Below are 26,136 nucleotides of genomic sequence, written 5' to 3'. Positions count from 1 at the left end.
CGGTTGCTAGCATCGATGGTGCGCAGCAGAGCGCAAAGTAGATAGCTGAGGGACGGACACTGCGAGGGCCCGCGCGGGCGCCGGACGGAAGTCAGTCGGTCGCGCCCGGCCTGCGGCCCACAAGGACATAAGGACATGTCCTTGTGGGCAGCGAACCTTCGCCGCCGCGGCGCTCGGCCGCCGCGGCGCCACGCTAGGGCTGCCCCTCGACGAACTTCTTGATGTCCTTCTCGGCCGTGCGCACCGCGACGAAGCAGCAGGTCGCCGCGAGGATCAGCGTCGACGAGGTGACGAGGAACGTCTGCTGCGAGCCGTAGACCTCGGCGACCTGGCCGAACAGCGGCGGGGCCGCCATGTCGCCGAGGAAGTGGAGGATGAACACCGCGAGCGCGTAGGCCATCGCCCGCTGGGCGCCGGGCACGACGTTGGCGATCTGGGTGTTGACCGACGGCATGCAGAGGAACAGGCAGGTCGCGCCGACCCCGAGCGCGGGCAGGAAGATCGCCCGGCTCTCGGCCGAGAAGCCGATGAAGAAGGCCGGCAGCGCCAGCGCGTAGGCGATGCCGGCGAGCAGGGCGTACGCGCCGCGGGTGCGGCGCGCCAGGCGGTCGCCGAGCAGGCCGGCCAAACCCGAACCGATGAGGCCGCCGACCAGGCCGATCACCCCGAGCGCCAGCGACGCCTCGACCTTCGTCATGCCGCGCTCCTTTTGGAAGAACTCGATGCTGTAGTGGAGGATCGGCACCAGGATCATCACCGCGAACGCCTGCGCGAGGATGATCAGCATCAGCGTCTTGTTGCGCAGCAGGGCGAGGTACGACCTGACCCCATGGACATGTTCGTGAGAACCTGTCCCAGAGTGCCCGACGCGCGAAGGCTCGGCCAGCAGCGCGATCAGGACCGCGATCAGCAGCCCGGGCGCGCCGGCGACGTAGAACGCGTTCTGCCAGCTTCCGGAGTAGTGGGTGACGAGGCCGCCGATCAGGTAGCCCGCCGTGCCGCCGAGCGGCATGCCGAGGAAGAACAGGGCCAGCGCGCGGCCGCGGACGCGGTCGGAGAAGTAGTCGGCGACCAGCGTCGGGCCGATGACGAGGCAGCCGGCCTCGCCGACGCCGATCAAAAAGCGCGACAGGAACAGCCCCGTCTTGCCGGTCGCCAGGCCCGAGCCGATCGTCGCCAGCGACCAGATGAACACGCAGGCGGCGAAGATCATGGTCCGGCGGTAGCGCCCGGCCCAGTAGCCGATCAGCGGCGCGAACACCATGTAGCCGAGCGTGAAGGCCGACCACAGCATGCCGAACTCCGCCTTGGTCATGGCGAAGGCGCTCTTGATCTCGACCTCGAGCGCGCTGACCACCTGGCGGTCGGCGTAGTTGAGGAAGTTGGCGAAGAACACGACCGCCAGCGCGTACGCCAAATACCGGGAGGAAAAGCGGGGGCGCTCGGCCATGGGCGGCCGGAGCATAGCGCTGCTCGGCAGCGTCACCGACGCCGACTCGTGGTTCGCACGTGCAAGGGCTCACGCGCGGGCGTGCGCGTGGCTGGACTATGCTGCGCCGCGCCCATGGACCTGCAGGGGAGATCGATCCGCACCCTCGCGTGGCTCGGCGACGCCGAGTTCGAGCGGGAGGTCCGGCTCCGGCTCGCGCGGCGAGGCGACTACCCGACCGACCGGCTCCACGCCATGAAGGCCCGCATCGTCTGCGCCGAGGCCCAGGCCGAGCTGCTCGCGGCCATCGAGCCGGAGCTCGACGAGGCCGAGGCCGGGGTCGTGCGGCGCGGCCGCAACGTCAGCCTCAAGGCGTCCGGCCGCGGCGTGCGGGACGTGCGGGCTTACCGCGCGGCGACCGGCCTCGAGGCGCTGGTGGCCTACTGGTGCTTCGGCGACCCGGCGGTGCGCGGCCGCTTCGAGGCGCTGGTGGCCCCGCGCCTGGAGGCGGCGATCGACGCGGTATTGGCGTCACAGACGGCCGCCCGCAGGTCTTCGTAGCGAGGCGGCAGGCGCGGTGATAATTTGCCGTGGGGCGGCCTGGTCCGGTCCTGGAGGCATGTACATGCACCTGCTGGTACGGACGGCCGCGGCGGGGCTCGTCGCTGCGAGCCTGTCCTGTCGGACATCCGAGAACCCGACCGCGACCGAGACCACCGGCAGCGCGAGCACCGGCGAGCCGGACGACGGCTCGCGCGCGACGATGGTCCACACCTTCGGGCTCACGTCGCTCGCCGCCTTCGAGGAGACCGAGCCGTGCGTGCAGTGGACGCTGCACAACGAGCAGCCGCTCTACGTCAACGCCGTCACGCTGGTCAACGACGGCGGCTTTCACCACAGCAACTGGCTGACGGTCCCGGAGGACAAGTTCCCGGGCGAGGACGGGTTCTTCCGCTGCTCCGACCGCGGCTACAGCGAGCTCGACGCCGCGCTCTCGGGCACCGTGGTGTTCGCCCAGTCGACCCAGTCGCGCAGCGAGGTCCAGCAGCTCCCGCCGGGCGTGGTCATCAAGATCCCCCCGCGGCACAAGATCATCGCCGGCGTCCACCTCCTCAACCTCGCCAGCGTCGCCATCGAGACCGAGCTGCGCATGGCCCTCGACATCATCCACCCGCGCGACGTCGAGGTCCTGGTCGCTCCGTTCCGCCTGTCGTACTTCGACCTCGACATCCCGCCGCAGCGGCGCAGCCGCTTCACCGGCACCTGCAAGCTCCGCGGGCCCTACGTCGGCGCCGTCGACGGCGAGTTCGACCTCAAGCTCTACCACGTCCTGCCGCACACCCATTACCTCGGCGATCACTTCCGCCTCGAGAGGTTCGACGCCGACGGCGACAGCGAGGTCGTGTTCGAGAAGACCGGCTTCAACGCCGACGCCGGCGGCAAGGCGTTCGACCCGCCGCTCGAGCTGAACGGCAGCGAGGGCCTGCGCTTCTCGTGCGGCTTCGACAACTGGCGCGACGTCTCGGTCGGCTGGGGCATCGGCGACCAGGAGATGTGCGTCATGCTCGGCCTCGCCGACAGCCGGGCGATCATGGACGTCAGCGTCCTCACCGGCTCCAAGCCGACCGGGGTCGAGGGCGACGTGCTCCTGCACGAGGGCCCGTGCCAGGTGATCGCCTTCCCCGAGAACGGCGCCCAGACCGAGCCCACGGGAGAAGAGAAGGCCGCGCCGCTGTACGTCCCGCCGGGCGACCCGGGCGACGTCGACCTCGAGCCGCTGAAGCAGTGCGTCGACGCCGACCCGAGCGTGCCGTCCAAGGGCGCGCCGAGCCTGGAGGGCATCTACGGCGCCATCTTCGCACCGGGCTGCGTGTTCTCGTCGTGCCACGACGCCAAGCAACCCGCGGCCGGCCTCGACCTGCAGTCGCCGGGCCTCCACGAGCGCCTGCTGGCCCACAAGGTCGCAGCCCGGGTCGACGTCCCGCTCGTCGCCCCCGGCGACGCCGAGGGCAGCTGGCTGTACCGGATCGTCTCGCGCTGTGACCCGACCGACAGCGACGGCCAGACCGTCCGTCACATGCCCTACAACGCGCCCACCCTGCTCACCGACGGCGCGGTCGCGCTGATCCGCGCGTGGATCAACGCCGGCGCCGAGAATAATTGAGTACCGCCATGCACCGCCGCTCGCTCGTCGTCCTCGCCCTCGCGTGCGCCTGTCGCCTTGAACCTGGCTCTTCGGGCAGCGACGCCGCCAGCACCGGCGCCACCTTCGAGCCCGCGACCGCGACCACCGGCAGCCCGCCGGACCCGACGTCGACCACCGGCGAGCCGGCGCCCGAGACGGCGACGGTGGTCCACAGCTTCGGCAGCTACTTGATGACGCCGTACCTCGAGATCGAGCCGTGCGTGCAGTGGACGCTGCACAACGACGAGGCGATCTACGTCAACGCGGTGACGCTCGTCAACGACGGCGGGTTCCACCACAGCAACTGGTTCGCGGTGCCGGAGGAGGTGTTCGCCGGCGAGGACGGGTTCTGGGACTGCGCCTCGCGCGACTACAACGAGATCACCGCCGCGGTCGAGGGCACGGTGCTGTTCGCCCAGTCGACCCAGTCGCGGCAGGAGGTCATGCAGCTGCCGGCGGGCGCGGTGATCAAGATCCCGCCGCGGCACAAGATCATCGCCGGCGTGCACCTGCTCAACCTCGGCAGCACCGACCTCGAGTCCGAGCTGCGGATGGCGCTCGACATCATCCACCCGCGCGACATCGGCGCCGTGCTGGCGGCGATGCACCTCGACTACCGCGACCTGGCGATCCCCGCGAACAAGCACAGCCGCTTCACCGGCAACTGCTCGTTCAAGGCGACCTTCGAGAAGTCGACCGGCAAGCCGTTCGACATGAAGCTCTACTACGTGCTCCCGCACTACCACTACCTCGGGGAGTACTTCGGCCTGCAGATCCTCGGCGGCCCGCGGGACGGCGAGTTCCTGTTCGAGCTCGACGGCTTCAACGGCGGCGCCAACGGGGCCGCGTTCGACCCGCCGGTCGACCTGTCCGACGCCGACGGCCTGCGCTTCGCCTGCGGCTTCAACAATTGGCTCAACAAGGACATCGGCTACGGGATCGGCGACCAGGAGATGTGCATGATGCTCGGGCTGGTCGACGCGCGGGTGATGATCGAGTCGCGCGTCAGCGAGGGCTCGCAGCTGGTCGGCGTCGACGGCGAGGTGGTGCTGCACGAGGCCGAGTGCGCCAACTATGCCGTGTTCAAGAACCCGGCCCAGGGCCCGCCGACGCCGGAGGAGATCGCCCGGCCGCTCTACGTGCCGCCGACCGACCCGGGCGACGTCGACCTCGAGCCGACCAAGAGCTGCGTCGACAGCCCGCCGACGGCCGTGCCCGACACCCCGACGACGCTGACCAGCGTGCGCGACGCGATCTTCACCCCGAGCTGCACCTTCTCGTCCTGTCACGACTCGTCGGCTCCGGCCGCCGGCCTCGACCTGCAGACCGCCGAAGGCCTCGGCGCCCGCCTGCTCGCCCACGAGGTCGTCGCCGACACGCCCGACCCGCTCGTCACCCCCGGCGACCCTCAGGCGAGCTGGCTGTACCGCCTGGTCGCCGAGTGCGAGCCGCAGAACGGCAACGGCGCGACCGTCCGCCACATGCCGTTCAACGCCCCGACCCTGCTGCCCGACCCGCTGGTCGCCAAGCTGCGCGCGTGGATCGAGGCCGGCGCGATCGACGATTGATTCCGCTAAAATGGGGCATGTCCGAAGGGGTATGCCCGAGAGGGCATGTCTTCTGCGCCATGTCCTAAGCGACCTGTACGAGCGGACAGAGGGTCGCCCGGGTCGCGCGCACGTAGTCGTCGGGGTGCAGCACGATCTGCAGCCCGCGCGTGCCGGCCGACACGGCGATCTGTTCATAAAGAATCGCCGTCTCGTCGAGGTAGACCGGATAGTCCTTCTTGCCGGCCAGAGCCGTGACGCCGCCGCGGACGTAGCCGGTCAGCGGCGTCACCTCGCGCAGGGCGACCAGCTCGACCCGGCGGTCGCCGCTGGCGCGCGCGAGCGCCTTGAGGTCGAGGTGGCCGTCGCCCGGGACGACCGCCAGGCACACGCCATGACGGTCGCCGCGGGCGATCAGTGTTTTGAACACCTGCTCGGGGGGGAGGCCGACCAGGGCTGCGACCTCGGCCGCCTTGAGGTGCTCGGCATCGACCGGGTAGGGCCGCAGCTCGTAGGCGATGCCGAGGTTGTCGAGGATTCTGGCGGCGTTGGTCTTCACGTGCGCGTCACTGCGGGACGACCCGCAGGATCTTGCCGTCGACGGGGGCGTTGAAGCCGTCGAGCTGGACCACGGTGAACAGGACGTCACCGAAGCCGTTGCTGCCGGAGCCGAGGATCCGGTCGTCCTGGCCGGCGACCATGCCGAGGAGCTCGACGCTGGTGCCGTCCCAGTTGAGGGCGTAGACGCCGCCCGAGCAGTAGTCGCCGTAGAAATAGGTGCCGTTCCACTCGGGCACCTCGCAGCTGCGGTAGACGGTGCCGCCGGTGATCGAGCAGCCCTCGCCGTGGTTGTACTCGGCGATCGGGGTGGTGAGGCCCTGGTCGTTGACCTCGTTCGGGCCCTTGCCGTCGTCGCAGCCGCCGTTGAAGCAGTGGTTGCCCTCCATCAGGCTCCAGCCGTAGTCGGCGCCGGCCGCGACGACGCTGACCTCCTCCCACTGGTTCTGGCCGACGTCGGCCGCGTAGAGCGTGCCGTCCTCGTCGAAGGTGAAGCGCCACGGGTTGCGGAAGCCCCACGCGTAGACCTCCGGCGCGAACTCGGGGTCGTTCACGAACGGGTTGTCGGCCGGGACCGTGTAGTCGAAGCCGTCGAGCATCTCGCACTGGCCGCACGGCTCGTTGCTGTCGGGCGTGCCGTCGGGCTCGACGTCGATGCGCAAGATCTTGGCGTGCAGCGACTGCTTGTCGCGGCCGGTGTCGAACTGGTCGTCGGCGCCGCCGCCGTCGCCCATGCCGATGTACAGCATGCCGTCGGGCCCGAACTCGATCATGCCGCCGTTGTGGTTGCTGGCCGGCTGCGAGATGGCGATCACGAGCCGCTCGGACGCCGGGTCGACCTTGTTGGGGTCGTTGGGGTCGAGCTTGAACTCGGACACGTACGTCGGCCCGGGGCCCTGCCACATGCCCGGGTTGTAGTTGACGTAGATCCGCGGGTCGTTCGGGAAGTTGGGGTGGAAGTCGAAGCCGAGCAGGCCCTGCTCGGGGCCGATCTGGTTCGGCACCTTGTTCTTGACGTCGATGTCGAGGAAGCTCTCGTCCGGCGCGGTGGTCTGGCCGGGCTCGAGGATCTTGATCCGCCCGCCCTGCTCGAGCACGAACAGGCGCTCGGGGTCGCTGGGATCGGCGCGCACCTGGAGCGGGCGGTCGAAGCCGGTGGCGACGACCTCGAGCGCGAAGCCGGGACGGCCGGGCACCGGCGTGTACGGGCACGCGGGCTCGCCGGTGGTGGTCGAGGTGCCGTCGGTGGTCGGGTCGACGGTGGTGGTCGACGTCGGCGGGTTGTCGGTGGTCGGGCCGGCGGTGGTCGGGTCGACCGAGGCGGTGGTCGAGGTGCCGTCGGTGCTGGTGCCCGTCGGCGGGCTGTCGGTGGTCCCCGTGGTGTTGTCGGTGGTGTTGGGACCGCTGGTGGTCGAGCTGTTGGAGTCGGTGGCGTTGCCGTCGCCACCGCACGCGAGCAGCGTGACGCAAGGGAGAAGGGTGAGGCGGGCGAAGTTCTGCCAAGACATGGCGGGCAGCCTAACACACGCCTACGCGCGCCTGCGCGCCGGCCTCACTTCAGCGCGACGCAGGTGACGTCGATCTTCGGCGTGTTGGGAGCGACCTCCTCGACCGCGCCCGTGTTGGTGTCGACGACCTTGACTCGACCCGCGCTCATCTCGCTGGTCCACACCTTGCGATTGGCGAGCTTGGGGTTCTTGCGGAACTTGAGCACCTCGCCGCTCTTCGGCAGACGCCAGGTCTTGAGGCCGGCCTCGGTCGAGGTGTCGCAGTGCTCCTTGGCCTTCTCCCACAGCATCTTGCCGGGCAGACGCAGGCCGGGGATGTCGGCGTCGCTGATCAGCTCCTTCGGCTTGGGCGTCGGCTTCTTGCCGTCGTCCTTCTTGTCTTCCTTGTCTTCTTTCGTGTCGGGCGGCGTGTCGACCTTGGTGTCGGGCGGCGTGTCGACCTTGGTGTCGGGCGGCGTGTCGACCTTGGTGTCGGGCGGCGGCGGCGTGTCGACCTTGGTGTCGGGCGGCGGCGGCGTCTTGGTCTCGGAGCCCGCCGTGCCGGCGCTGACGACCTCGGGCGGAGGCGGCGGCGTCACGCTCGCCTTCTGCTTCATCATGAAGAACACGCCCGCTCCGGCGCCGCCGAGGACGAGCAACACGACGAGGATGAGGACGCCCTTGCCGCCGCCGCTGCGGGTCGGCATCGGCGGCTGGGTGCTGGTCCCCTCGCCGCGGCCGAGCGACCACGACTCCTCGGCGGCCGGGCCCCTGCCGAGCTCGCCGGACCAGGTCGGCTTGTTGCTCGCCGGCTGAAAGGTCGGCGGTTGAGAGATCGGCGGACCGCCGGTGATCACGGTCGCGACCGGAGGCGTGAAGCCGGGGTTCGACGTCGGCGGCGGGCCGCCGGTGATCACGGTCGAGGCCTGCGGCGGCGGCACGGACGACGGCGCGCCCGTCATCGGCGCGGCGGTCATCGGCGGCGCGTGGGTGTGCGAGGCCATCGCCGGCAGCGGCGCGCCGAGCTGCTCGAACGGCGCGAGCGCGGCCGACAGCTCGGAGCACGAGGCGAAGCGGTCGTCGGCGTTCTTGGCGAGGCAGCGCTCGACCACGGCGATGAGGCCGGGCGGCACGTGCGGCGCGAGCTGGGCGATCGGCGTCGGCTGCTTGGTCGAGACGGCGACGAGGATCGCGGCCATCGTCGCGCCGGTGAACGCGTCGGCGCCGGTCAGCGCCTTGTACAGGATCGCGCCCATCGCCCAGATGTCGGTGCGGTGGTCGACCCCGGCCGCGCCCTCGGTCTGCTCGGGCGACATGTATTCGGGCGTGCCCATCAGCACGCCGGCGCTGGTGCGCCCGCCGCCCTCGGTGCCGCCCTGCGAGAACTTCGAGATGCCGAAGTCCATCAGCTTGACCAGCAGGTGCCCGGGCGAGGGCTCGTGGAGGAAGATGTTCTCGGGCTTGAGGTCGCGGTGGACGATGCCGACCGCGTGCGCGGCGTCGAGGCCGATCAGCGCCTGGCGGATGATGAGCACCGCGAGGCCGGGGTCGACTTGACCTGTCTGTTGGACCAGCTCACCGAGCGAGCGCCCGTTGAGCATCTCGAGCACGATGTAGGGGCCGAGGACGCTCTGGCCGAAGTCGTAGATGTCGCAGATGTGCGGGTTGCCGATCTGCCCGGCCGCGGTGGCCTCGTTCTTGAAGCGGTCGAGGATGCCGGGGTTGCCGGCGAACTCGGGGTGCATCAGCTTGATGGCGACCGCCTTGCGCACGCGGATGTTCTGCGCCCGCCACACGGCCCCCATGCCGCCGGCCCCGAGCAGCTTGGTGAACCTGAACTTGCCGTCCAGAAGCCTCCCCTCGAGCGGCAGGACCTTCCCCGCGGTCGGGCACACGAACACGTCTTCCGGGTGCGACTGCTGGCAGAAGGGGCATGGGGCTGGCGCGGCGGCACCGTTCATGGTCGGCAAGGTATATCACGGCACGGGCGAAACCCCGCCTGCGCGGCTTCGGCCTGCACATAAATGCAGCCTCGCCGGCGTCGGCGGGTGCAGCAGGCCCTTGCGGACGCCGGGCGGGCGCCTAAAACAGAGCCCATCCATGGCCGCCTCACGCCGTACTTTGCTGTCTTCGTCCCTGGTCCTCCTCGGCTGCCTCACGGTGTTGCCGGGCATGACCGAGTGCCAGACCGCAGCGCCGCCGTCGCCTCAGGCCGAGACGGTCGCCGTGTCCGCCCCCGCGCCGCGAGAGATCGCCCCGGACGTGGGCGCGCACGGCACGCTGACGGGGCTCGCGGCCGCACCGGCACCGTCGCAGCCGCACGCGACGCCCGAGGTCAAGGCCCCGTCGCCGGCCGCGCGCCTCGAGGCCGAGCAGAACGTCATCGACGTGTTCCGCGCCGCCGCGCCCGCCACCGTGTTCGTGACGCAGAAGCGGCTGGTCCGCGACTACTCGATGCGCGCGCTCGAGGTCCCCGCCGGCTCGGGCACCGGCTTCGTCTGGGACACGCAGGGCCACGTCGTCACCAACTACCACGTGGTCGACGCCGGCCGCGCGCGCGGCACCTACAGCGTGACGCTCTACAGCCAGAAGACCTACGACGCGCAGCTCCTCGGCGGCGACCCCAACAAGGACATCGCCGTGCTCAAGCTCATCAACTGCGACGAGCCGCTGACGCCGATCCGCGTGCTCCCGCAGGGCGGCCCGCTCGAGGTCGGTCAGACCGCGATCGCCATCGGCAACCCGTTCGGCCTCGACCACACGCTGACCACCGGCGTGGTCTCGGCGATCGGCCGCGAGGTCCAGGGCTACGGCGGGGTCACGATCCGCGACATGATCCAGACCGACGCCTCGATCAACCCCGGCAACTCCGGCGGCCCGCTGCTCGACAGCGGCGCCCACCTCATCGGCATGAACACGATGATCTTCAGCAAGACCGGCAGCAGCGCCGGCATCGGCTTCGCGGTGCCGGTCGCCACGGTGCGCCGCGTGGTCCCGCAGATCATCGACAAGGGCCGCGTCGAGCACCCCGGCCTCGGCATCGAGCCGCTGCCCGACGCCTACGCCGCGCGCGTCGGCGTCAAAGGCGTCGTCATCACCCGCACGGTCGCCGGCGGCCCCGCCGCCAAGGCGGGCATCCGCGGCCTGTCGCAGGACCGCACCGGCGAGATCTTGCTCGGCGACATCATCGTCGGCATCAACGAGCACAAGGTCCGCAACTACGACGACCTGTACAACGCCCTCGACCGCTACAAGGTCGGCGACGAGGTCGAGGTCAAGCTGGTCCGCGACGGCGTGCCCACCAGCGTGCGCCTCAACCTGATCGACCTGCCCTGAGCGGCGCGCTACCCTCTCGCCGTGGACGTGCTTCTCCGCGCGATCGCCGCTGCGCCTGACTCCGCCTCGCCCGAAGCGCCGGCGATGCGCGCGCTGGCGGCCGTCACCACCGACCTGGTCCAGGAGTCGTGCCGCCGCCACGGCCTGCGCGGGCTCGAAGCCATCGCGCTCGGCCGGGCGCTGACGGCCGGCTGCCTGCTGACGACGCTGACGAAGTCGTCGGCCGAGCGGCTGCGGGTCGACGCGCGCTGCTTCTCCGACCTGCGCGGGGCGGGCGGCGGCGACGGCGAGCCCGGCGGCTTCTTCCTCGACGCCCACGGCGACGGCACGGTGCGCGGCTGCCTCCGCCGCGGCCTCGGCGACTCGCCGCTGCGGGCCACGCTCGAGCGGGCGTCGGGCCGTCTGCCGCTGTCGCCGTTCCTCGGCCGGCGCGGCTCGCTCACCGTCACCCGCGACTTCGACCTGTCCGCAGGGACAGACTCGCGCTACCAGGGCACGGTCGAGCTCGTCGCCGGCGAGGTCGACCTCGACCTCGAGCACTACCTCAACACCAGCGAGCAGGTGCCGTCGCTGCTGCGCTGCGAGGTGCTGCTCGACGCCGGCGGCGGGGTGCTGCGCGCGGGCGGCCTCTTGTGCCAGACGCTGCCCGGCGGCACCGGCGAGGCGCTGGCGCCGCTGCGCGAGCGGCTGGCCGGCGAGGCGCTCGCGTCGCTGCTGCTGCTGCCGCGCGAGCCCGGCGACCTCTTGCGCTTCGCCCTCGGCGACGCCCCGTTCGAGGTCGTCGGCGAGACGCCGCTGGCGTTCCGCTGCAACTGCGGCCCCTCCATGGCCCGTGACATCGTCGCCCTGCTCGGCGCCGACGACGTCGACGCCCTCGCCGGCGAGCGCGAGGTCACCGAGATCCGCTGCTCCTACTGCGGCGAGCGCTACCTCCTCACCTCGGCCGATCTGCGCGAGCTGGCCGCCGAGCTGCGCCTCCGGCGATCGTAGGGCATGTCCATGAGAACATGTCCTTTTCGCCAGGTTTTTTCGAGCATGTCACACGAGACATGGAGCTCGCTGTCCCTTCGTCCATGCTCGAAGGGGCATGTCGCGGAGGGCATGTGCGCATGAACAGGTCCGACGAGCCGACGCAGCCGGGGCCGGCCTTGCACGCGGCGGGGCGGGTGCGAGTGCGGGTGATCTCGATGGAGGACGGCATGACCCTGCGCCAGCTGCTCGGCCGGCGCCTCGGGCTGGCGGTCGCGCCGGCGTCCGACCTGATCCGCGCGGGCGGCGTCTACATCGGCAACGTCCGCACCTGCATCCCGACCCTGCGCGTGCGCGAGGGCGAGCGGGTCACCATCTTCTGCAACGCCGCCAGCGTCGAGCCGCTCGACCCCGACAGCCTGGTCGTCGTCCACCGCGACGCCCACTGCGTCATCGTCGACAAGCCCCACGGGGTCCCGGCCGCGGCCACCCGCGAGGGCAGCCGCGGGGCGGTCAGCCACGCGCTGGTCCAGCTGCTCGCGCGCGAGGGCGTGCTGCGGCCCTACGTCGGCCTCGTGCACGCGCTCGACCCCGGCGCCGCCGGCCTGGCGCTGTTCACCGCCCGCGGCCAGGACCGCTCGAGCTTCCTCGCCAAGTTCAGCGAGCTCGATATGCTCCGCGTGTACCGCGCCCGGCTTTCGGGACATGTCCCGGAGGGCATGTCCTGCGAGACACCGCTGGTCAAGACGAGCGCGGGCTTCCGGCTGGCGCGCCCCGACGAGCGCGAGGCGGTGGCGGCGCGCACGGAATTCCGGCCGCTCGCCGCGAGCGACGGCGCGACGCTGGTCGAGGTCGAGCTGCGCCGCGGGCCGACCGAGCAGATCTCGCTGCACGCGCAGGCGCTGGAGCGGCCCGTCGTCGGTCGCGCGGGCGCCGGCGAGGTGCTCGAGCTGGCCTGCGTGCGCCTCGCATTCACGCACCCGATGACCGGCGTCGCCGTCGACGTGCGCGCCGAGCTGCCGCCCTGGGCCGATCCGGGCGCGAATTGAGCCGGCGGTGGTCGGGGCCGGGTCGCTGCTGGCGCCGGCCTGCGGGCTTCTCGCATGCACGCACCCGATGACCTGCGTCGCCGTCGATGTGCGCGGGAATTGCCGCTCTGGGCCGATCGGGGCGCAAATCGAGGTCGTGCGGGGTCGGGTCGCTGCTGGCGCTGGCCTGCGTGCGTCTCGCCTTCACGCACCCGTTGACCGGCGTCGCCGTCGACGTGCCCCGAGTCGCCGCCCTGGGCCCCGCGGGGCGCGAATCACTGCTGGCGCTCTGGTTCGACCGGCAATGTCCTCGGCGCCTCGCGGCCGCTCGTCCCCGGTCAGCATGTTCGAGCGCACGGGATGAGCCCGGTCCTGGCCGGTCGTCATCGTCGGCGCCGGCTGTTATCCTCGCCGCAAGGACGCAAAAGCTGATGGATCTCAAGACGATCACCGCCACCCTCGCTCTCCTCGGACTCGGCGCGGGCGCGTGCGGCGGCGAGGCCAAGAAGGACGCCAAGGAAGCCGCCCCCGCCAAGGCCGCCGACGCCAAGCCGGCCGACGTGAAGCCGGCCGACGTGAAGCCGGCCGACGCCAAGCCGGTCGACGCCAAGCCCGCGGACGCCAAGTCCGGCGAGATGAAGTGCGGTGAGGGCAAGTGCGGCGAGGGCAGCTGCGGCGGCGCCAAGCACGGCGAAGGCAAGGCCGCCGACGGCAAGGCGGTGCCCGTCGACAGCGCGCCCGCCGGCGGTGCCGCGGCCCCGGCCGACGCGAAGACCGCCGACGGCAAGAAGACCTGACGGGTCGCGGAGTGAACTGTTTTTCAGGACAGATCACTTCGTTCGCCGGGCACCCCCTCGAGCTCGGGCACGCGACGGACCGCGTGCGCGAGGAGGACCGGCCTGGCCGGGTGCCGCGGCGTGCGGATCGAGGGCGAGGCCTGTCGAGCCGCCGGGTCCTGTGGTCGCTCCCAGGGTGCCGAGGCTGTCCCAAGGACAGCCTGATGCAGGGCTGTCCCGAGGGACAGCTCACGCCGCCGGCCCGGCGAGCTCGGCCAGCAGCCCGCGCTCGCGCACGACCTGCACGTAGTACTCGGCGGCCTGCCCGGCCTCGATCTCGCCGGCCTCGCACATCGCGGTCAGACGGTTGCGCAGCAGGCCGATGATCTTGCCGGGGGCCAGGCCGAGCTCGCGGATCAGCACGTCGCCGACGCCCGAGGGCAGCGGCGGCACGCGAGCGTCGAGCGCCGCGATCTCGCGGATCCGGCGACTCAGCTCGCTGATCAGGAACAGGCAGCGCTGGCGCTTGCCCGGCCGCTTGCTGGTGACGTCGGCGCGCGACAGGTCGAGCAGATCGGTGAGCAGCGGGCCCATCTCGTGGGCGAAGCGCCGCACGGCGGCGTCGGTCCAGCTGCCGTCGTACTGCCCGGGCCGCAGGTGATGGAGGATGAGCAGCTCGACCTGCTCGCGCAGCTCGGGGGGGAAGCCGATCCGGCGGGCCGGGCCGCGCCGGTACATGCGAACGCCCTCCTCCGCGTGGCCGTGGAACGTGACCTTGCCCGGGCCGACGAAGCGACGGGTCGTGACCTTGCCGATGTCGTGCAGCACCGCCGCCCAGCGGACGGCCGGGCGCGGCACCGACTGGCGCACCACCGCCTTCGTGTGCTCCCAGACGTCCTTGTGCCGCCGCCCGCCCTCCTGTGAGAACGCGACCGTCGCGTCGAGCTCGGGCAGCAGGTGGACCAAAAGGCCGGCGTCGCGGAGCCACTGCATCGCCACCTCGGGGTAGCGGCCGCAGAACGCCTCGCTGAGCCGCTCGAAGGCCTCCCGCGGGTCGATGGCCGCCACCCGTTCGGCGCACGCGGCGATCTGCGCGGTGAGCGCGATTTCGGGGATCTCCCCTGTTCTGCCGGCCTGGACGGCCGGCGCGAGCAGTTCGCCGGGGGAGGGGAGGTGCGGGACGACGGCTGCGGACACGGGACTTCGCGGCCCGACGATGTCGGGTGCCGCAGCATAGCAGGAGCCCTCGCCCCCGTAGTTGCGGGACATTGATGCGAACAGACCGCCTGCGAAGTACAGTTGGGCTTGCGGTGCGCATAAATCGCCGGCAACCTAGACGGGCACGCTCCTGCGAGCAGCATCATGGCGGCCAACCAGTCCCCCCAGCTCGGCTACAACCACAACATCCCGCATCGGGGGCGGCTCTATCACGTGCAAACCGAGGATTCGGGCATCCAGAAGGCCCACATCTTCACGCACGTGTTTTACGACGGCACGATCATCGCCACCAACAAGGTCGACTATCGCGACAAGTTGGAGAGCGAGAACCTCGACGCCGTGATCGTCGCGGCGATGCAGGACTCGCACAAGTCGATGATCCGCCAGCTGCGCAGCGGGTCGTTCGACGAGCGCATCGTCAAGTACATCGGCGCGCACCCCGAGGCCTCGAACAAGCCCGAGGTCGCCGCGCCGGTGGTGCAGGAGAAGGCGCCGGCGAAGCGGCCCGATCGCCGGCCGCCGCCCGAGCCGCGCGAGGTCGTGCCGCAGGGTCCGCCGCTCGCCGCGGGTGAGCCCGGTCCGACCCTCGATCCCACGCTCGGTCACGTCGTGTTCACCGCCCCCGAGGCGCAGGCCCAGGTGGCCGCCTCAGCCGCGGGTCAGGGTCCGCCGCGTCCGAGCCGCGGGCCGAGCCGCGTCGGACGGCGCCCGATCGGGGGCATCGGCGGACAGGGCGTCACCGCCGGCACCCCCATCGCCCAGCGGCGCGACGTCATCGTCGGCAAGTTTGCCAGCGAGCACCAGCACAAGCTCGACGACGAGATCCTCGCCCTGCTCGCCGAGGACTGATTCTCTGCTACACCCTCGGCGAGAACAGCCATGGGTGTCGCCGGGGCCATCACCGAATTCAAGACGCCGGAGCAGCTCGGCGCCGACGTCGTCTTGTACGTGACCGACACGTGCGGGTACTGCCGCATGGCCGAGTCGCTGCTGCGACGGCGCGATATCGCGTTCGTCGCCGTCGACGTGACCGACCTGCCCGAGGCGCGGAGCTGGCTGATCGAGAGCACCGGCCGGCGCACGGTGCCGCAGATCTTCATCAAGAATCAGAGCATCGGCGGCTTCACGGAGCTGGCGGCGATGGACCGCAGCGGCGCGCTGGCGACGGCCCTGGGCCGCTGAGCCCGCGCGGTTTGCACGTGCTTTCGCTCCGCTGCGCGCGGCAGCGGGACGTATTTTGGGGTTCACAGTCCCCGACGCGGGCTGTGCTACCCTCCGTCCCGACCGCCATGACGACCACATCGCGCAACAACCTCCTTCGACGCTTGACGCTCTCCTCGGCGTTCGCGCTGGCCGCGCTCAGCAGCGCCGCGGCTTACGCGGGCGAGGTGAAGGTCGGCGCCACGCCGATCGAGATCGACGACGCCGGCAAGATCACCGCCAAGGGCAAGTCGGCCGTCGTCGACACGCTCGACGAGGTGCCCGGCGAGGACCGCTGGATCGCCTACATCCACGCGAAGCTCGACAACCCGGCGCCCGGCCCGCTCTACATCGAGTTCTTCCAGGACCTCGACGGCAACAAGTCCTCGGTCTGGCGCCACGACGAGAACGACTTCGCCGGCGACAAGTACTTCTACGGCGAGATCGAGCTCGACGGCCGCAAGGGCTTCAACAAGAACCGCACCTACGACATCAAGGTCACGCAGGTCAACGCCAAGGGCAAGGAGCTCACCCTCGCCACCGGCAAGATCAAGCTGATCAAGAGCGGCAAGAAGCCCGAGACGCCGAAGGAGGACGAGTCGGAGGCCGAGGACAAGACCGCGGCCGAGCAGGACGCGCACGACTCCCTCGGCGGCGGTGACGGCAACGAGGGCGACGGCAGCAGCACCCCGAGCCCCGACTCCGCCAGCGAAGGCCCGCCCCCGGTCGAGAAGAAGAAGGGCTGCTCCGTCGACGCCGACGGCAACGCCTGGAACGGCGCGATGGTCCTCCTGGCCCTCGGCGCCGGCTTCATCCTCCGCCGCCGCCGCTAGGCCGCAACGCCGGCGAGCTCCGAGGGCACCTGGCCTTCGAAGCAGGTTCGCCGCGCGCTCGACCTCGGCGGTTCGGCCCCCGCCGAACGACGCGAAACCGGCCCTCGGGCCAGGTCCCGGCGCGCTCGCGCCTCGCCCTCGGGCGAGTCTCGGGACCCCGTTCGTTCGGCGGCGAGTTACAGGTCTTTCGGGACATGTACGTTGCGCCATGTCTCGAAGCACATCATGCCGGCTCCGCCGGCCGTCGGGCATGGCGGGCCCCGACGTCGCATGCGCTTCAGGACATGTGCGGGACGCCATGTCCCGAAGCACATGCCGGCTTGGCGACGTCCGGCGCTCACCGGCTCGACTCGCCCGCGCGGCGGAAGGCGCCCGGGCCGACGCCGACATACCTTTTAAAAACTTTGCTGAAGGCGGCCTCCGACGTGTAGCCGACCTGCTCGGCGATCTGCGCCAGCGACAGCTCGGCGCTGCGGAGCAGGGTCATCGCCCGGGCGACGCGGCAGCGCGTCAGGTAGCGCGCGGGCGACTCGCCGACCAGGACGCCGAAGCGCTCGGTGAACACGGTGCGCGACAGGCCGACGCGGGCGGCGACGCTCGCCACGGTCCACGGTCGGGCGAACTCGCGGTGGAGCAGCGCCACGGCGGCGCCGATCTGCGGCTCACGGAGCGCGTCGAGCCAGCCGGGCGGGGCGTTCGTCGGCACCTGGAAGTGGGCGCGCACGGCCTGCACGAACAGGATGTCGAGCAGGCGATCGAGCAGCAGCCGGCGGCCGGGGCTGGTGGTGTGGACCTCGTGGTCGAGCAGCGCCAGCGTCGAGCGGAGCCACGCCGCGTGGGGGTCGGCGAGGTCGGCGTCGCGCGCCCGCACCAGCAGCACCGGCGGCAGCGCGTCGAGGAGGCTGCGCGCGCTCTCGTCGTCGAGGAAGAACGCGCCGCACAGCAGCGTCGTGACGGGGCCGTCGCCGCCGTGCGACAGCCTGCCCTCGGCGTCGACCGGCGACACCGCGAGCAGCTCCTCGAGCGTCGGGGTCGGCGAGTCCGGGCTGTCGCGCACCGCGTAGGCGTTGCCGCCGGGCACGATCGCCAGGTCGCCGGGGCCCAGGCTCAGCGGCGCCGGGATGCCCTTCACCTCGAGCAGCAGGCTGCCGTCGACGACCAGGTTAAAGCTCGCCGGGCTGCGGCCCTCGACGCGGAAGCCCCACGGCGCGCGCATCGTCGACTGACAGAAGACGCGGCTGCGCAGGCGCACGGTCTTGAGGACGTCGCTGAGCGGGTCGCTCGTCATGCCGGGTGGGCGTCATCTTGCCCGAGTCGGGTCCGCGAGGCGACGAACGGACAGAGAAGGCGGACGTTCGAACATGGCGTCGGCCGGGCCCTTGCGCCACGTTTTGCGGCATGAACAGCGACCTGGACGCGACGACGAACGCGAGGGAGACCGTGATCGAATTCGAGGCCGCGTGGCAGCGCGGCGACTACGCCGCGGTGCGGCGACTGCTGGCCGACGACGTGACCTTCATCGGTCCGTTCGAGACCTGCAAGAGCGCCGACGCGTACGTCGCGTCGCTCGCGCGGGCCGGAGAGCGGCTCGAGCGGATCGAGGTGCGGAAGATCTTCGCCGACGGGGGCGACGTCGCCGTCTTCTGCGACCTGGTGATGAAGGCGCCGCTCCCCACCTCCTTCGTCGCCCGCTGGTATACCGTCGAGGCCGGCAAGATCCGCATGGCCCGGGTCGTGTTCGACGGCCGGCCCTTCGTGTCCGCCGCTCCGGCTCGCTCGTGAGGCCGGCGCGCCGACGCGACGTCCTGGCTTAGCCGCGGCGAAGCGACCGGGATCGCTAGGTCGCGCGCTTCGGCCGCGTGTCGGCCAGCCAGTGCGCCAGGGTCGGCTCGATCTTCGCAGCCTCGAGGCGCTCGATCGCCTGCTTCATCTCCTCCTGGGGCTTGCCGTCGGCGTCGAGCAGCATCAGCAGCGGATACGAGCCGGTCTGGCCGACCCAGCGGCGGCGCAGTTCATTGAACTCGTCCATGCGGGCGGCCGCGCTCCAGTCCTCCTCCTTGAGCTCGAGGAACCGGACGTCGCCGATCTGCGCGGCCGGGTGGCGGTTGCCGAGCTCTTGCTCGAGCTCGCGGCAGGGCTCGCACCAGTCGGCGCTGAACAGCACGGCCACGCGCTTGCCCTCGGCCAGCGCCTGGGCGCGCAGGCGGTCGAACATCGCGGCCAGCGTCTCCTCGTCGCGCGGCCGCAGGCGCCGCAGGTCGTAGCCGACCAGCGCCTCACCGGCGGGTTCTTGTTCGGCGGCGGGCTTAACCGGGGCGGCGGGCGCCGGCGGGGGTGAACTGCACCCCGGAACATGTACGAAAAGACATGCGCAAACGGACAGGCTTACGAGAGGAACACGCATCGTCGCACCTTCACGAGACGGCCGCGCTCGCGGGGTCCGGCGTCAGCTCGCCGGCGAGGTCCTGCTGCATGCGCGCGCGGACGGCGGCCGGCGGCAGGCCGGAGGCGAGCAGGCAGTAGAGCTTGGTGAGGGCGGCCTCGGGGGTCATGTCGAAGCCGGACAGCACGCCGGCGCGGGCGAGCGCCGCGCCGGTGCTGTAGGTCGTCTGGCGGACCGAGCCGCCGTGGCACTGCGAGCAGTTGACGATCACGACCTCGCGCGGCGGCGCGGCGCTGCGGGCGATCGCCGACAGCAGCGCCTGGTCGCGGCTGGGCGCGTTGCCGACGCCGTAGGTCTCGAGCACCAGCGCCTCGAGCGGGGGCTCGAGCAGCTTCGACATCATCGCCGCGCCGATGCCGGGGAACAGGCGGACGGCGGCGACCTCGGGCCGGCGCACCAGCGGGATCATCGTGAGGCCGGTCGGGCCGGTAGAACCTGGCTTTCGGACCAGGTGACGCGCGACCTCGATGCCGACCCCGACGTGGGCGAGCGGGGGGAGGTTGCCGCTGTCGAAGGCGACGAAGTCGAGGTTGTGGACCTTCTGGGCCCGGTTGCCGCGCAGGAGGCGGGAGGCGAAGTAGATGCAGACCTCGGGGATCTCGCAGGTCCCGGCGAGCAGCAAGGAGGTGATGATGTGCTCGCGGCCGTCGCTGCGGACGTGGGTGAGGCTGAGCTGCGAGCCGGTGAGGATGACCGGCTTGGCCAGGCCGGGCAGCAGGAAGCTCAGCGCCGAGGCGGTGTAGGCCATCGTGTCGGTGCCGTGGACGACGACGAAGCCGGTGTAGTCGTCGTAGCGGGCGGCGATGGCCTCGGCGATCCGGACCCAGTCCTCGGGCGCCATGTCGGCCGAGTCGAGCAGCGGCTCGAGCGAGACGACGTCGAAGGCCGGCAGCTCGGGGCGGCGCAGCTCGGGCATCGCGGCCATGTACTCGGCGAGGAAGCCCGGCTGCGGCGCGTAGCCGGTCTCGGTGCGGACCATGCCGATCGTGCCGCCGACGTGCAGGACGCAGACTCGCGGGCGCGTGCTCACGCGCGGATGATAGCAAAAGGAGGCGGGGGCCCACGCGACGACCTGCGTCGCATGGGTCCCCCGCCGGGGCCTGAGGTCACCACGACTCCACGCTCGAAAGGCCAGCGTCGGCCCCGGGGCGATGGAGTCACCCTCCCAGAGTCAATCTCCCCTCGACCTCGCGGAGGAGCTTGCCACGGGCGCTTGATCCGCGGCAGACAACGCGGCGCTCACGCCTGCGCGGTGTGGCGATCGAGGCGGTCGAGGAAGGCGCGCGCGTCGCTGACGACCTCCTCGCGCAGCTCGGCCGGCTCGATCGACTCGAGGCCGTCGACGATCGTGAACAGCCGCCGCGCGAACTCGCGACACGAGTGATACGGCACCTTGCGCTCGAGCAGCTCGCCAGGCTCGATCCACTTGTCCTCCTGGCCGGGGTCCCACACGAGGTTGGCGATCCACCGGGCCACGCCGCCGCGCACGCGCAAGGTGGCGACGCCCGGGCGGTCGCTGTCGATCCCGAAGCCGGGCTCCGAGCCGCCCCACAGGTTGTTCTTGGTCGGCACGGGCTCGCGCGGGGTCTGGCCCGGCAGCACGCGCGCGTGGACGATCTGCGCGACCCGGAAGCTGCGCGCGTCGCCGGTCGTCCGCGAGAACGCGCGCATGTACATCACGCCGTCGTGCAGCCGCAATTGCCACGGCTCGATGTCGTGCGTCTTGCGCGTGCCCGACCACGGGCTGTCGTACTCGATGCGCACCACGCCCGAGCCGACGGCCTGCAACAGCTTCGACACCAGCCGCGAGTCGACCCGCGTGCCGGTGGTCATCGTCGCGGTCACGCTCTTCGGCCGCACCTTGGCCGCGTTCTTCTGCGTCTCCTCGACGGCGGCGTCCATCTGCTCGACCAGCCGCTTGACGCGGGCGTTGAGCTCGGCGTCGGCGACCGGCTGCAGCAGCGCCGAGGCGAACACGACCGCCGCGAGGTCCTCCGGGTCGGGGTCGGTCAGCGGCAGCGTGAACTTGTCGTCGAGCAGCTTCCACACCTTGCTCGCGTGCACGAACTCGAGCGGCGCGTCCCACTCCTCGCGCATGTACTTGAGCGCCCGCTGCACCGTCACGCCGGCGACGCCGGCCTTGGTGGACAGCGTCTCCTTGGTCGCGCCGTCGGCGTTCTCTCGCAAGTAGCGGAGGATGAAGCGCGCGGTCTCCTGGACGGTCCTCGACGAGTCTGGCTTCGCTTCGCGGGTCACGGTCTGCTCCCTGGCTCATCCTACAAGCTCGCGGGCCCGGCGGCGCGGGCCCCTCGCAGGGCCGACCGGGCGGGCCGGAGCCCCCGCGAGCGCCCGAACCCCGGCCTCGGCGGGGGTTCCGCCCGATCCCGGCGCGGACGGCCGAGCTACCGCGTTCCGGGCGCCGGGGCGGGGCCGCGGCCGCGAGCCAGCGCACACGGGGGCGCGGGTAATCACTCCCTCGCCGGCGGCCGGCGGGGCGGCAGCACTTGCTCGTAGGAACATGTCCCGGAGGACATTTCTTCTTTGAGAGAGGACATGTCCCGAAGGACATCTGCGGCGAATCCGCCGGCGTGGGCAGGTCACGGCTCGGTGGCGGCCGGGCCCGCTGGCGCGGGCTTGCGACGCGCGGGCGCGTGGGCTTGCGCGGGCCCGAGCGGGCGGGCAGAGTAGGAGGGAGCGAGCGGCGATGAACGAGGGCCCGGTCACCAGGGGGAGGCGCTTCTTCAAGCTCGCCGGCATGACCGCGCAGGTCGCGGGCAGCTACGCGAAGACGCGGATCAAGGGCCTGTTCCAGTCGGAGGAGGACGCCGAGCGCGAGCGCAACGCGGCCCACGAGCTCAACGGCGGGCGCATCGCCAGGACGCTCGGCGAGCTCAAGGGCGCGGTGATGAAGGTCGGGCAGATGGCGTCGATCGCCAGCGACCTCTTGCCGAAGGAACTGGCCGAGGCGCTGCGCTCGCTGCAGCGGCAGGCGCCGCCGGTCGACTTCGCGGTGATCGCCCGCCAGATCGAGGCCGAGCTGGGCGCGGCGCCCGAGGTTTTATTTAAACGCTTCGAGGTCGAGCCGTTCGCGGCGGCCTCGATCGGCCAGGTCCACCGCGCGACCACCGACGACGGCCGCGAGGTCGTGGTCAAGGTGCAGTATCCGGGCGTCGACGGCGCCGTCGACTCCGACCTGGCGCAGCTCAAATTCGCCCTCAAGGCCGGCGGCTTCGTCAAGCGCGCCACCGGGCTGGTCGACGTCAAGCAGCAGAGCCTCGACGAGGTGTTCGCGGAGATTCGCGCCCGCCTGGTCGAAGAGCTCGACTACTGCAACGAGGCCGACAACGTCCGCCGCTTCGGCGAGATCCACCGCGGCGACGACCACATCATCATCCCCGAGGTGGTCGGCGAGCGCTCGTCGCAGCGCGTGCTCACCCTGACCTTCGAGCCAGGTGACCGCATCGACGAGCTCGACGCCCGCGGCTACTCGCAGGAGGTCCGCGACCGGATCGGCGACAACCTGTTCCGCGCGCTGGCGGCCGAGCTGTTCGAGCACCGGCTCCTGCACGCCGACCCGAACCCGGGCAACCTGGCGTTCCGGCCGAACGGCGACATCGTGCTGTACGACTTCGGCTGCGTGAAGCAGGTGCCGCCCGCGATCGCCGCGGCGTACGCGAAGACGATCCGCTGCGGGCTCGCCGAGGACTGGGACGGGGTCGACGAGGCCCTGCGCGGGCTCGGCGTGCGCAACCCCGACGGGCCGCCGGTCGAGCCGGCCTTTTACAAGCAATGGCGCGACGTGCTGGCGCTGCCGTTCCTCACCGGCGAGCCGTTCGACTACGCCCGCGCCACCCTGCACGACGACATGATCCGCATGATCCCCGCGGCCCTCAAGCGCATGGCCTCGTTCCAGCCGCCGCGCGAGATCATCTTCATCGACCGCGCGATCGCCGGGCACTACGGCAACCTCCGCCGCGTCCGCGCCCGCAGCCGCGTGCTCGACATGGTCCAGCCGTACCTCGACATCGCGCTGGCCGGCGCGCCGGCTTGAGCCTGCGCTTCAGGGCATGTTCCGAAGAGCATGCTTTGAAGTTCAGCTCCGTCGGGCCCGCAGCCCCGCGCCGGCGGACTCGCACGACGACCGGGAGCTCACGCGCCCGCTCGCCCGCCTCGACGAGGCGTCGAGGGCCCGCGCGCTCCTAGCTCCACGTCGGCTGCTCGCCGCCGTTGCGGTTGAGCAGGGCGGGCGGGCGCAGGGCGCTGAGGCCGACCACGGCACCGTGGACGGCGAGCCAGCGGGAGATCAGCCGGGGCGTGTTCAGGCCGCGGGTGCGGCGCTCGGCGGCGGTGCTGCGGCAGTGCTCGCGGGCGGCCTCGAAGGCGGCGTAGTAGCGGGCGATGCTGCGTTCGGGGTCGGCGCGGTCGCGGGCGTAACGAGCTGCCTCTTCAGACATGTTTTTAAGAGCAGCCTCGTCGCGCAGCAGCGAGACCACGCGGGCGCCGAATTCGGCGTCGGCCGCGTCGGTGTCGGGCCCGGGTTCGACGAGGAAGCCGTCGCGGCCGTCGCGGATCTGCTGCGACACGCCCATCCCGTCGGCGAAGGCCACGGCCGCGAGGCCGCACCACATCGCCTCGCTGACGACCTGCCCGTAGGTCTCGGACAGCGAGGTGTAGACGAACAGGTCGGCGTGCCGGTAGTAGTTCGGGACCTCGGTGACGGGCACCTCGCCGATGAAGTGCGCGCGGCCCCCGAGGCCCAGGCGCTCGGCGAGCGCGCGGAAGTCGTCGTGGTCGGGGCCGTCGCCGACGAGGGTGAGCGACGCCTGCGGGCACGCGGGCGCGACGTGGCGGGCGAACAGCCGCAGCAGCCGCTCGATGCCCTTCTCGCGCGAGTGGCGGCAGACGACGAGGAGGCGCTGGCCGGCGGCGGCCGCCGCGGGGAACGGGTCGGCGCCGGCCGGCGCGTCGAAGATGTGCGGGGCGACGGCGCGCGGGATGACGTGGATCGGCACGGTCACGCCGCGCTCGCGCCAGTAGTCGACGAGGCCCTCGGCGAGGACGATGAGGCCGTCGCCGAGGTTGTAGACCTCGGCGCTGTGGCGCTCGAGCCAGGGCATCAGGCGGTCCTGGAACAGGCCGTTGATGGTCCGGTTCTGCCGCATGCGCTCGGACAGGACCACGCCGTAGACGCTCGGCAGGTGCAGCGTGTTGACGCACAGCAGCGGCACGTCGTGCTTGAAGCGCAGCCACACGCCGAGGTCGCACAAGTCGTGGTTGCTCTGGCTGAGCACGAAGTCGAACTGCTGCGCCGCGGCCGCGCGAAAGCTGCGCGCCGAGGGGAACGGCATGTACACCCCGGGGTGATTGCGCAGCGGCAGCGAGGGCAGCAAGATCCGCCGCGGCGGCAGCTGCTCGGGGCGCGCGTGCGGGTCGTTGGGGCCGATGACGGTGACCTCTTGCCCGCGCGCGGCGAACTCCCGCCGCAGCATCTGCGAGGCGAACGAGGAGCCGTTGGCGTAGGGGACGCGCGCGTAGTCGTTGAGAATGGCGATGCGCCGCAGCCACGGCGGCGGCGTGGCGCGAGTGCTTGCCTCGGTGCTCGTCACGGGCGGCGAGTATAACGAAGCGGCGCGGCCGGCCCAGGCGCGCCGGTGTGCGGGGCCTCGCGCGGGCGCGACAGGGACGCCTCACGGCCGCGAGCTCCTGCGTCCCGAGATGTCCGTGGGGGCAGGTCATCGCTCGGTGGTCGGCTTTCGTGGCCTGACGATGGGTCGCCTCACGGGCGAGGCTTCGGCGCGGCCTGCCGGAGCCCCGAGATGTTCTTTGAAACAGGGGATCGCTTCGGATCCCGCTCGGGGTCAGGCAGGGCTTCGGCCGCGAGATAGCGGTGCCGGATGTCCTTCGGGACAGCCTGTCCTCAAGCGTCGTCGGGCTTGTCGCGCGGGCGGGCGGCGTGGCGGGCCGAGGCCTCGGCGGCGGCGCGGACCTCCTGGGCTCGCTCGAGCGGGCACACGAGGATCCGGCCGCCCGCGGAGATCACGGCGACGCCGTCGAGGCCGACGATCGCGACGTCGGCGCCGTCGGTCCAGACCAGGCCGTCGCGGCCGTCGACCACGTGGACGGCCGCGCCGTTCTCGGCGTGGACGGCGAAGCCGTCGCTGTCGCGCGGCAGGGCCTCGCGGATGGCCGCCCACGAGCCGAGGTCGGTCCAGGCGACGTCGCTGGCGGCGACGCGGAGGTCGGCGAGCTGCTCGAGGATCGCCACGTCGATCGAGGCCGGCTGGATCGCCGCGTAGGCGGCGGCGGTGCGCGTGCGGGCCAGCTCGACCTCGCCCTCGCGCAGGGCCGCGACCACCGGCGCGAACGCCTGCCACAGCGCGGGCGCGTGGCGCTGGTACTCGGCGAGCAGGCGGCCGATCGTCGTGATGCACACGCCGGCGTTCCACAGGAAGCGGCCGCTCGCCAAGAACTCGCGCGCACGGGCGAGGTTCGGCTTCTCGACGAAGCGCACCGCCGAGTAGAGGTTCAGCGAGGCGCAGGCGGTGTCGCACGGCGACGCGCGCGGGAGGCCGTCGCGCTCGATGTAGCCGTAGCCGGTCTCGGGCCGCGTCGGCGTGACGCCGAGGACCACGACGTCGCGGGTCTCGGCCGCGCAGTCGCAGGCGCGCGCGAGCAGGTCGGCGAAGCGGCCCTCGTCGCCGATGTGGTGGTCGGACGGCAGCACCATCAGCGCGGTCTCGTCGATCTGTCTCTCGGACCAGCCGCGCGCGCGCAGGCGCTCGACGATGTGGACCAGCGACAGGGCGACGCACGGCGCGGTGCTGCGGGGGCACGGCTCCTCGATCACCTGCTCGGCGGCGAGCTGCGGCGTCGCCGCGCGGACGGCGGCGGCCAGGCCGGCGGTGGTGACGAGGAAGGTGGAGTCGGCGCCGGCGACCGCGGCGGCGCGATCGACCGCGGCGGCGAGGAGGCTCTGCCTCCGGTCGTCGCGCAGCGCCATGAATTGCTTGGGCCGCTCCGGGGTCGAGGCGGGCCAGAGCCGGGAGCCGCCGCCGCCGGCCATCACGAGGGCGATCCGCATGCTCCCCTCACTTTAGCGGCTTTGCCCCACGGCGGGCCAGTATGCG

23 protein-coding genes are annotated in these 26,136 nt (G+C 71.7%); 12 read left to right on the top strand and 11 right to left on the bottom strand.

The window, feature by feature from the left end; all coding sequences use genetic code 11:
- Positions 1-193: 193 nt before the first annotated feature.
- The gene (locus NAEX_RS19275) at positions 194-1,450 is read right to left on the bottom strand and encodes a spinster family MFS transporter (protein WP_170135834.1); all 1,257 of its coding nucleotides are present in this window, start codon (positions 1,448-1,450) and stop codon (positions 194-196) included.
- 114 nt (positions 1,451-1,564) lie between these two features.
- Here NAEX_RS19275 and NAEX_RS19270 point away from each other — a divergent pair, with 114 nt between their 5' ends.
- The 3 genes from NAEX_RS19270 (at position 1,565) to NAEX_RS19260 (ending at position 5,182) form a co-directional block, all read left to right on the top strand.
- On the top strand, positions 1,565-1,990 hold the full coding sequence (locus tag NAEX_RS19270) for a ribonuclease III domain-containing protein (protein WP_096328953.1): 426 nt from the start codon (positions 1,565-1,567) through the stop codon (positions 1,988-1,990).
- 64 nt (positions 1,991-2,054) lie between these two features.
- Positions 2,055-3,593: a hypothetical protein gene (locus tag NAEX_RS19265; RefSeq protein ID WP_143140468.1), complete on the top strand. Its 1,539-nt coding sequence runs from the start codon at positions 2,055-2,057 to the stop codon at positions 3,591-3,593.
- Between the two features lie 8 nt (positions 3,594-3,601).
- The gene (locus NAEX_RS19260) at positions 3,602-5,182 is read left to right on the top strand and encodes a Rossmann-fold NAD(P)-binding domain-containing protein (RefSeq protein ID WP_096328951.1); all 1,581 of its coding nucleotides are present in this window, start codon (positions 3,602-3,604) and stop codon (positions 5,180-5,182) included.
- Between the two features lie 64 nt (positions 5,183-5,246).
- Here NAEX_RS19260 and ybaK read toward each other — a convergent pair whose 3' ends face one another.
- Genes ybaK through NAEX_RS19245 form a run of 3 tightly spaced genes read right to left on the bottom strand, consistent with a single transcriptional unit; the run spans position 5,247 to position 9,167 of the window.
- Positions 5,247-5,720, bottom strand: coding sequence for a Cys-tRNA(Pro) deacylase (gene ybaK / locus NAEX_RS19255; protein ID WP_096328950.1), 474 nt, complete (start codon positions 5,718-5,720; stop codon positions 5,247-5,249).
- Positions 5,721-5,727: 7 nt separating this feature from the next.
- Positions 5,728-7,227, bottom strand: coding sequence for a PQQ-dependent sugar dehydrogenase (locus tag NAEX_RS19250; protein WP_096328949.1), 1,500 nt, complete (start codon positions 7,225-7,227; stop codon positions 5,728-5,730).
- A gap of 44 nt (positions 7,228-7,271) precedes the next feature.
- Positions 7,272-9,167 carry a serine/threonine protein kinase gene (locus tag NAEX_RS19245; protein WP_096328948.1) on the bottom strand — a complete coding sequence of 632 codons (1,896 nt, stop codon included), beginning with the start codon at positions 9,165-9,167 and terminating at the stop codon, positions 7,272-7,274.
- Between the two features lie 139 nt (positions 9,168-9,306).
- On the opposite strand from NAEX_RS19245, the gene NAEX_RS19240 reads away from it, so the two are divergent.
- The 4 genes from NAEX_RS19240 to NAEX_RS19225 all read left to right on the top strand — a co-directional run bounded on the left by NAEX_RS19240 (position 9,307) and on the right by NAEX_RS19225 (position 13,336).
- On the top strand, positions 9,307-10,542 hold the full coding sequence (locus tag NAEX_RS19240) for a S1C family serine protease (RefSeq protein ID WP_245913757.1): 1,236 nt from the start codon (positions 9,307-9,309) through the stop codon (positions 10,540-10,542).
- Between the two features lie 21 nt (positions 10,543-10,563).
- Complete coding sequence (locus NAEX_RS19235) at positions 10,564-11,532, top strand: Hsp33 family molecular chaperone HslO (protein WP_096328946.1); 969 nt, start codon at positions 10,564-10,566, stop codon at positions 11,530-11,532.
- Between the two features lie 119 nt (positions 11,533-11,651).
- Positions 11,652-12,560, top strand: coding sequence for a pseudouridine synthase (locus NAEX_RS19230; protein WP_100792914.1), 909 nt, complete (start codon positions 11,652-11,654; stop codon positions 12,558-12,560).
- Positions 12,561-12,970: 410 nt separating this feature from the next.
- Complete coding sequence (locus NAEX_RS19225) at positions 12,971-13,336, top strand: hypothetical protein (RefSeq protein WP_096328944.1); 366 nt, start codon at positions 12,971-12,973, stop codon at positions 13,334-13,336.
- Between the two features lie 228 nt (positions 13,337-13,564).
- Here NAEX_RS19225 and NAEX_RS19220 read toward each other — a convergent pair whose 3' ends face one another.
- Positions 13,565-14,512: an HDIG domain-containing metalloprotein gene (locus NAEX_RS19220; protein WP_170135833.1), complete on the bottom strand. Its 948-nt coding sequence runs from the start codon at positions 14,510-14,512 to the stop codon at positions 13,565-13,567.
- A 165-nt stretch (positions 14,513-14,677) separates the two neighbouring features.
- On the opposite strand from NAEX_RS19220, the gene NAEX_RS19215 reads away from it, so the two are divergent.
- The 3 genes from NAEX_RS19215 (at position 14,678) to NAEX_RS19205 (ending at position 16,566) form a co-directional block, all read left to right on the top strand.
- Complete coding sequence (locus NAEX_RS19215; protein WP_096328942.1) at positions 14,678-15,382, top strand: hypothetical protein; 705 nt, start codon at positions 14,678-14,680, stop codon at positions 15,380-15,382.
- 30 nt (positions 15,383-15,412) lie between these two features.
- The gene (locus NAEX_RS19210; protein WP_096328941.1) at positions 15,413-15,715 is read left to right on the top strand and encodes a glutaredoxin domain-containing protein; all 303 of its coding nucleotides are present in this window, start codon (positions 15,413-15,415) and stop codon (positions 15,713-15,715) included.
- 107 nt (positions 15,716-15,822) lie between these two features.
- Positions 15,823-16,566, top strand: coding sequence for an MYXO-CTERM sorting domain-containing protein (locus NAEX_RS19205; protein ID WP_143140469.1), 744 nt, complete (start codon positions 15,823-15,825; stop codon positions 16,564-16,566).
- 337 nt (positions 16,567-16,903) lie between these two features.
- Here the strand turns inward: NAEX_RS19205 and NAEX_RS19200 are convergent, their stop codons facing one another.
- The gene (locus tag NAEX_RS19200; protein ID WP_096328939.1) at positions 16,904-17,854 is read right to left on the bottom strand and encodes an AraC family transcriptional regulator; all 951 of its coding nucleotides are present in this window, start codon (positions 17,852-17,854) and stop codon (positions 16,904-16,906) included.
- 110 nt (positions 17,855-17,964) lie between these two features.
- Here NAEX_RS19200 and NAEX_RS19195 point away from each other — a divergent pair, with 110 nt between their 5' ends.
- Positions 17,965-18,348: a nuclear transport factor 2 family protein gene (locus NAEX_RS19195; protein ID WP_096328938.1), complete on the top strand. Its 384-nt coding sequence runs from the start codon at positions 17,965-17,967 to the stop codon at positions 18,346-18,348.
- Between the two features lie 55 nt (positions 18,349-18,403).
- Here the strand turns inward: NAEX_RS19195 and NAEX_RS19190 are convergent, their stop codons facing one another.
- The 3 genes from NAEX_RS19190 to NAEX_RS19180 all read right to left on the bottom strand — a co-directional run bounded on the left by NAEX_RS19190 (position 18,404) and on the right by NAEX_RS19180 (position 21,265).
- A complete protein-coding gene (locus NAEX_RS19190) occupies positions 18,404-18,970 on the bottom strand; it encodes a TlpA family protein disulfide reductase (protein ID WP_143140470.1) in 567 nt (188 codons plus the stop codon).
- 10 nt (positions 18,971-18,980) lie between these two features.
- Positions 18,981-20,039 carry an asparaginase gene (gene ansA, locus NAEX_RS19185; RefSeq protein ID WP_211302433.1) on the bottom strand — a complete coding sequence of 353 codons (1,059 nt, stop codon included), beginning with the start codon at positions 20,037-20,039 and terminating at the stop codon, positions 18,981-18,983.
- Between the two features lie 209 nt (positions 20,040-20,248).
- Positions 20,249-21,265: a helix-turn-helix transcriptional regulator gene (locus tag NAEX_RS19180; protein WP_096328936.1), complete on the bottom strand. Its 1,017-nt coding sequence runs from the start codon at positions 21,263-21,265 to the stop codon at positions 20,249-20,251.
- A 448-nt stretch (positions 21,266-21,713) separates the two neighbouring features.
- Here NAEX_RS19180 and NAEX_RS19175 point away from each other — a divergent pair, with 448 nt between their 5' ends.
- Entirely contained in the window at positions 21,714-23,060 is a 1,347-nt protein-coding gene (locus tag NAEX_RS19175; protein WP_096328935.1) for an ABC1 kinase family protein, read from the top strand.
- 148 nt (positions 23,061-23,208) lie between these two features.
- Here NAEX_RS19175 and NAEX_RS19170 read toward each other — a convergent pair whose 3' ends face one another.
- Positions 23,209-24,615, bottom strand: coding sequence for a glycosyltransferase (locus tag NAEX_RS19170; protein ID WP_096328934.1), 1,407 nt, complete (start codon positions 24,613-24,615; stop codon positions 23,209-23,211).
- A gap of 311 nt (positions 24,616-24,926) precedes the next feature.
- Complete coding sequence (locus NAEX_RS19165; RefSeq protein WP_096328933.1) at positions 24,927-26,090, bottom strand: mannose-1-phosphate guanylyltransferase; 1,164 nt, start codon at positions 26,088-26,090, stop codon at positions 24,927-24,929.
- Positions 26,091-26,136 lie beyond the last annotated feature (46 nt).

Source organism: Nannocystis exedens, from assembly GCF_002343915.1.
Lineage (GTDB): Bacteria > Myxococcota_A > Polyangia > Nannocystales > Nannocystaceae > Nannocystis > Nannocystis exedens.
This window is presented reverse-complemented; position numbering and strand designations above follow the sequence as displayed.

Coding starts and splice junctions, on each gene's coding strand:
- NAEX_RS19230 (WP_100792914.1), top strand. CDS start 11,652: ATGAACAGGTCCGACGAGCCGACGCAGCCGGGGCCGGCCTTGCACGCG.
- NAEX_RS19210 (WP_096328941.1), top strand. CDS start 15,413: ATGGGTGTCGCCGGGGCCATCACCGAATTCAAGACGCCGGAGCAGCTC.
- NAEX_RS19190 (WP_143140470.1), bottom strand. CDS start 18,970: ATGCGTGTTCCTCTCGTAAGCCTGTCCGTTTGCGCATGTCTTTTCGTA.
- NAEX_RS19260 (WP_096328951.1), top strand. CDS start 3,602: ATGCACCGCCGCTCGCTCGTCGTCCTCGCCCTCGCGTGCGCCTGTCGC.
- NAEX_RS19265 (WP_143140468.1), top strand. CDS start 2,055: ATGCACCTGCTGGTACGGACGGCCGCGGCGGGGCTCGTCGCTGCGAGC.
- NAEX_RS19245 (WP_096328948.1), bottom strand. CDS start 9,167: ATGAACGGTGCCGCCGCGCCAGCCCCATGCCCCTTCTGCCAGCAGTCG.
- NAEX_RS19275 (WP_170135834.1), bottom strand. CDS start 1,450: ATGGCCGAGCGCCCCCGCTTTTCCTCCCGGTATTTGGCGTACGCGCTG.
- NAEX_RS19205 (WP_143140469.1), top strand. CDS start 15,823: ATGACGACCACATCGCGCAACAACCTCCTTCGACGCTTGACGCTCTCC.
- NAEX_RS19225 (WP_096328944.1), top strand. CDS start 12,971: ATGGATCTCAAGACGATCACCGCCACCCTCGCTCTCCTCGGACTCGGC.
- NAEX_RS19240 (WP_245913757.1), top strand. CDS start 9,307: ATGGCCGCCTCACGCCGTACTTTGCTGTCTTCGTCCCTGGTCCTCCTC.
- NAEX_RS19175 (WP_096328935.1), top strand. CDS start 21,714: ATGAACGAGGGCCCGGTCACCAGGGGGAGGCGCTTCTTCAAGCTCGCC.
- NAEX_RS19165 (WP_096328933.1), bottom strand. CDS start 26,090: ATGCGGATCGCCCTCGTGATGGCCGGCGGCGGCGGCTCCCGGCTCTGG.
- NAEX_RS19195 (WP_096328938.1), top strand. CDS start 17,965: ATGAACAGCGACCTGGACGCGACGACGAACGCGAGGGAGACCGTGATC.
- NAEX_RS19215 (WP_096328942.1), top strand. CDS start 14,678: ATGGCGGCCAACCAGTCCCCCCAGCTCGGCTACAACCACAACATCCCG.
- NAEX_RS19200 (WP_096328939.1), bottom strand. CDS start 17,854: ATGACGAGCGACCCGCTCAGCGACGTCCTCAAGACCGTGCGCCTGCGC.
- NAEX_RS19270 (WP_096328953.1), top strand. CDS start 1,565: ATGGACCTGCAGGGGAGATCGATCCGCACCCTCGCGTGGCTCGGCGAC.
- NAEX_RS19250 (WP_096328949.1), bottom strand. CDS start 7,227: ATGTCTTGGCAGAACTTCGCCCGCCTCACCCTTCTCCCTTGCGTCACG.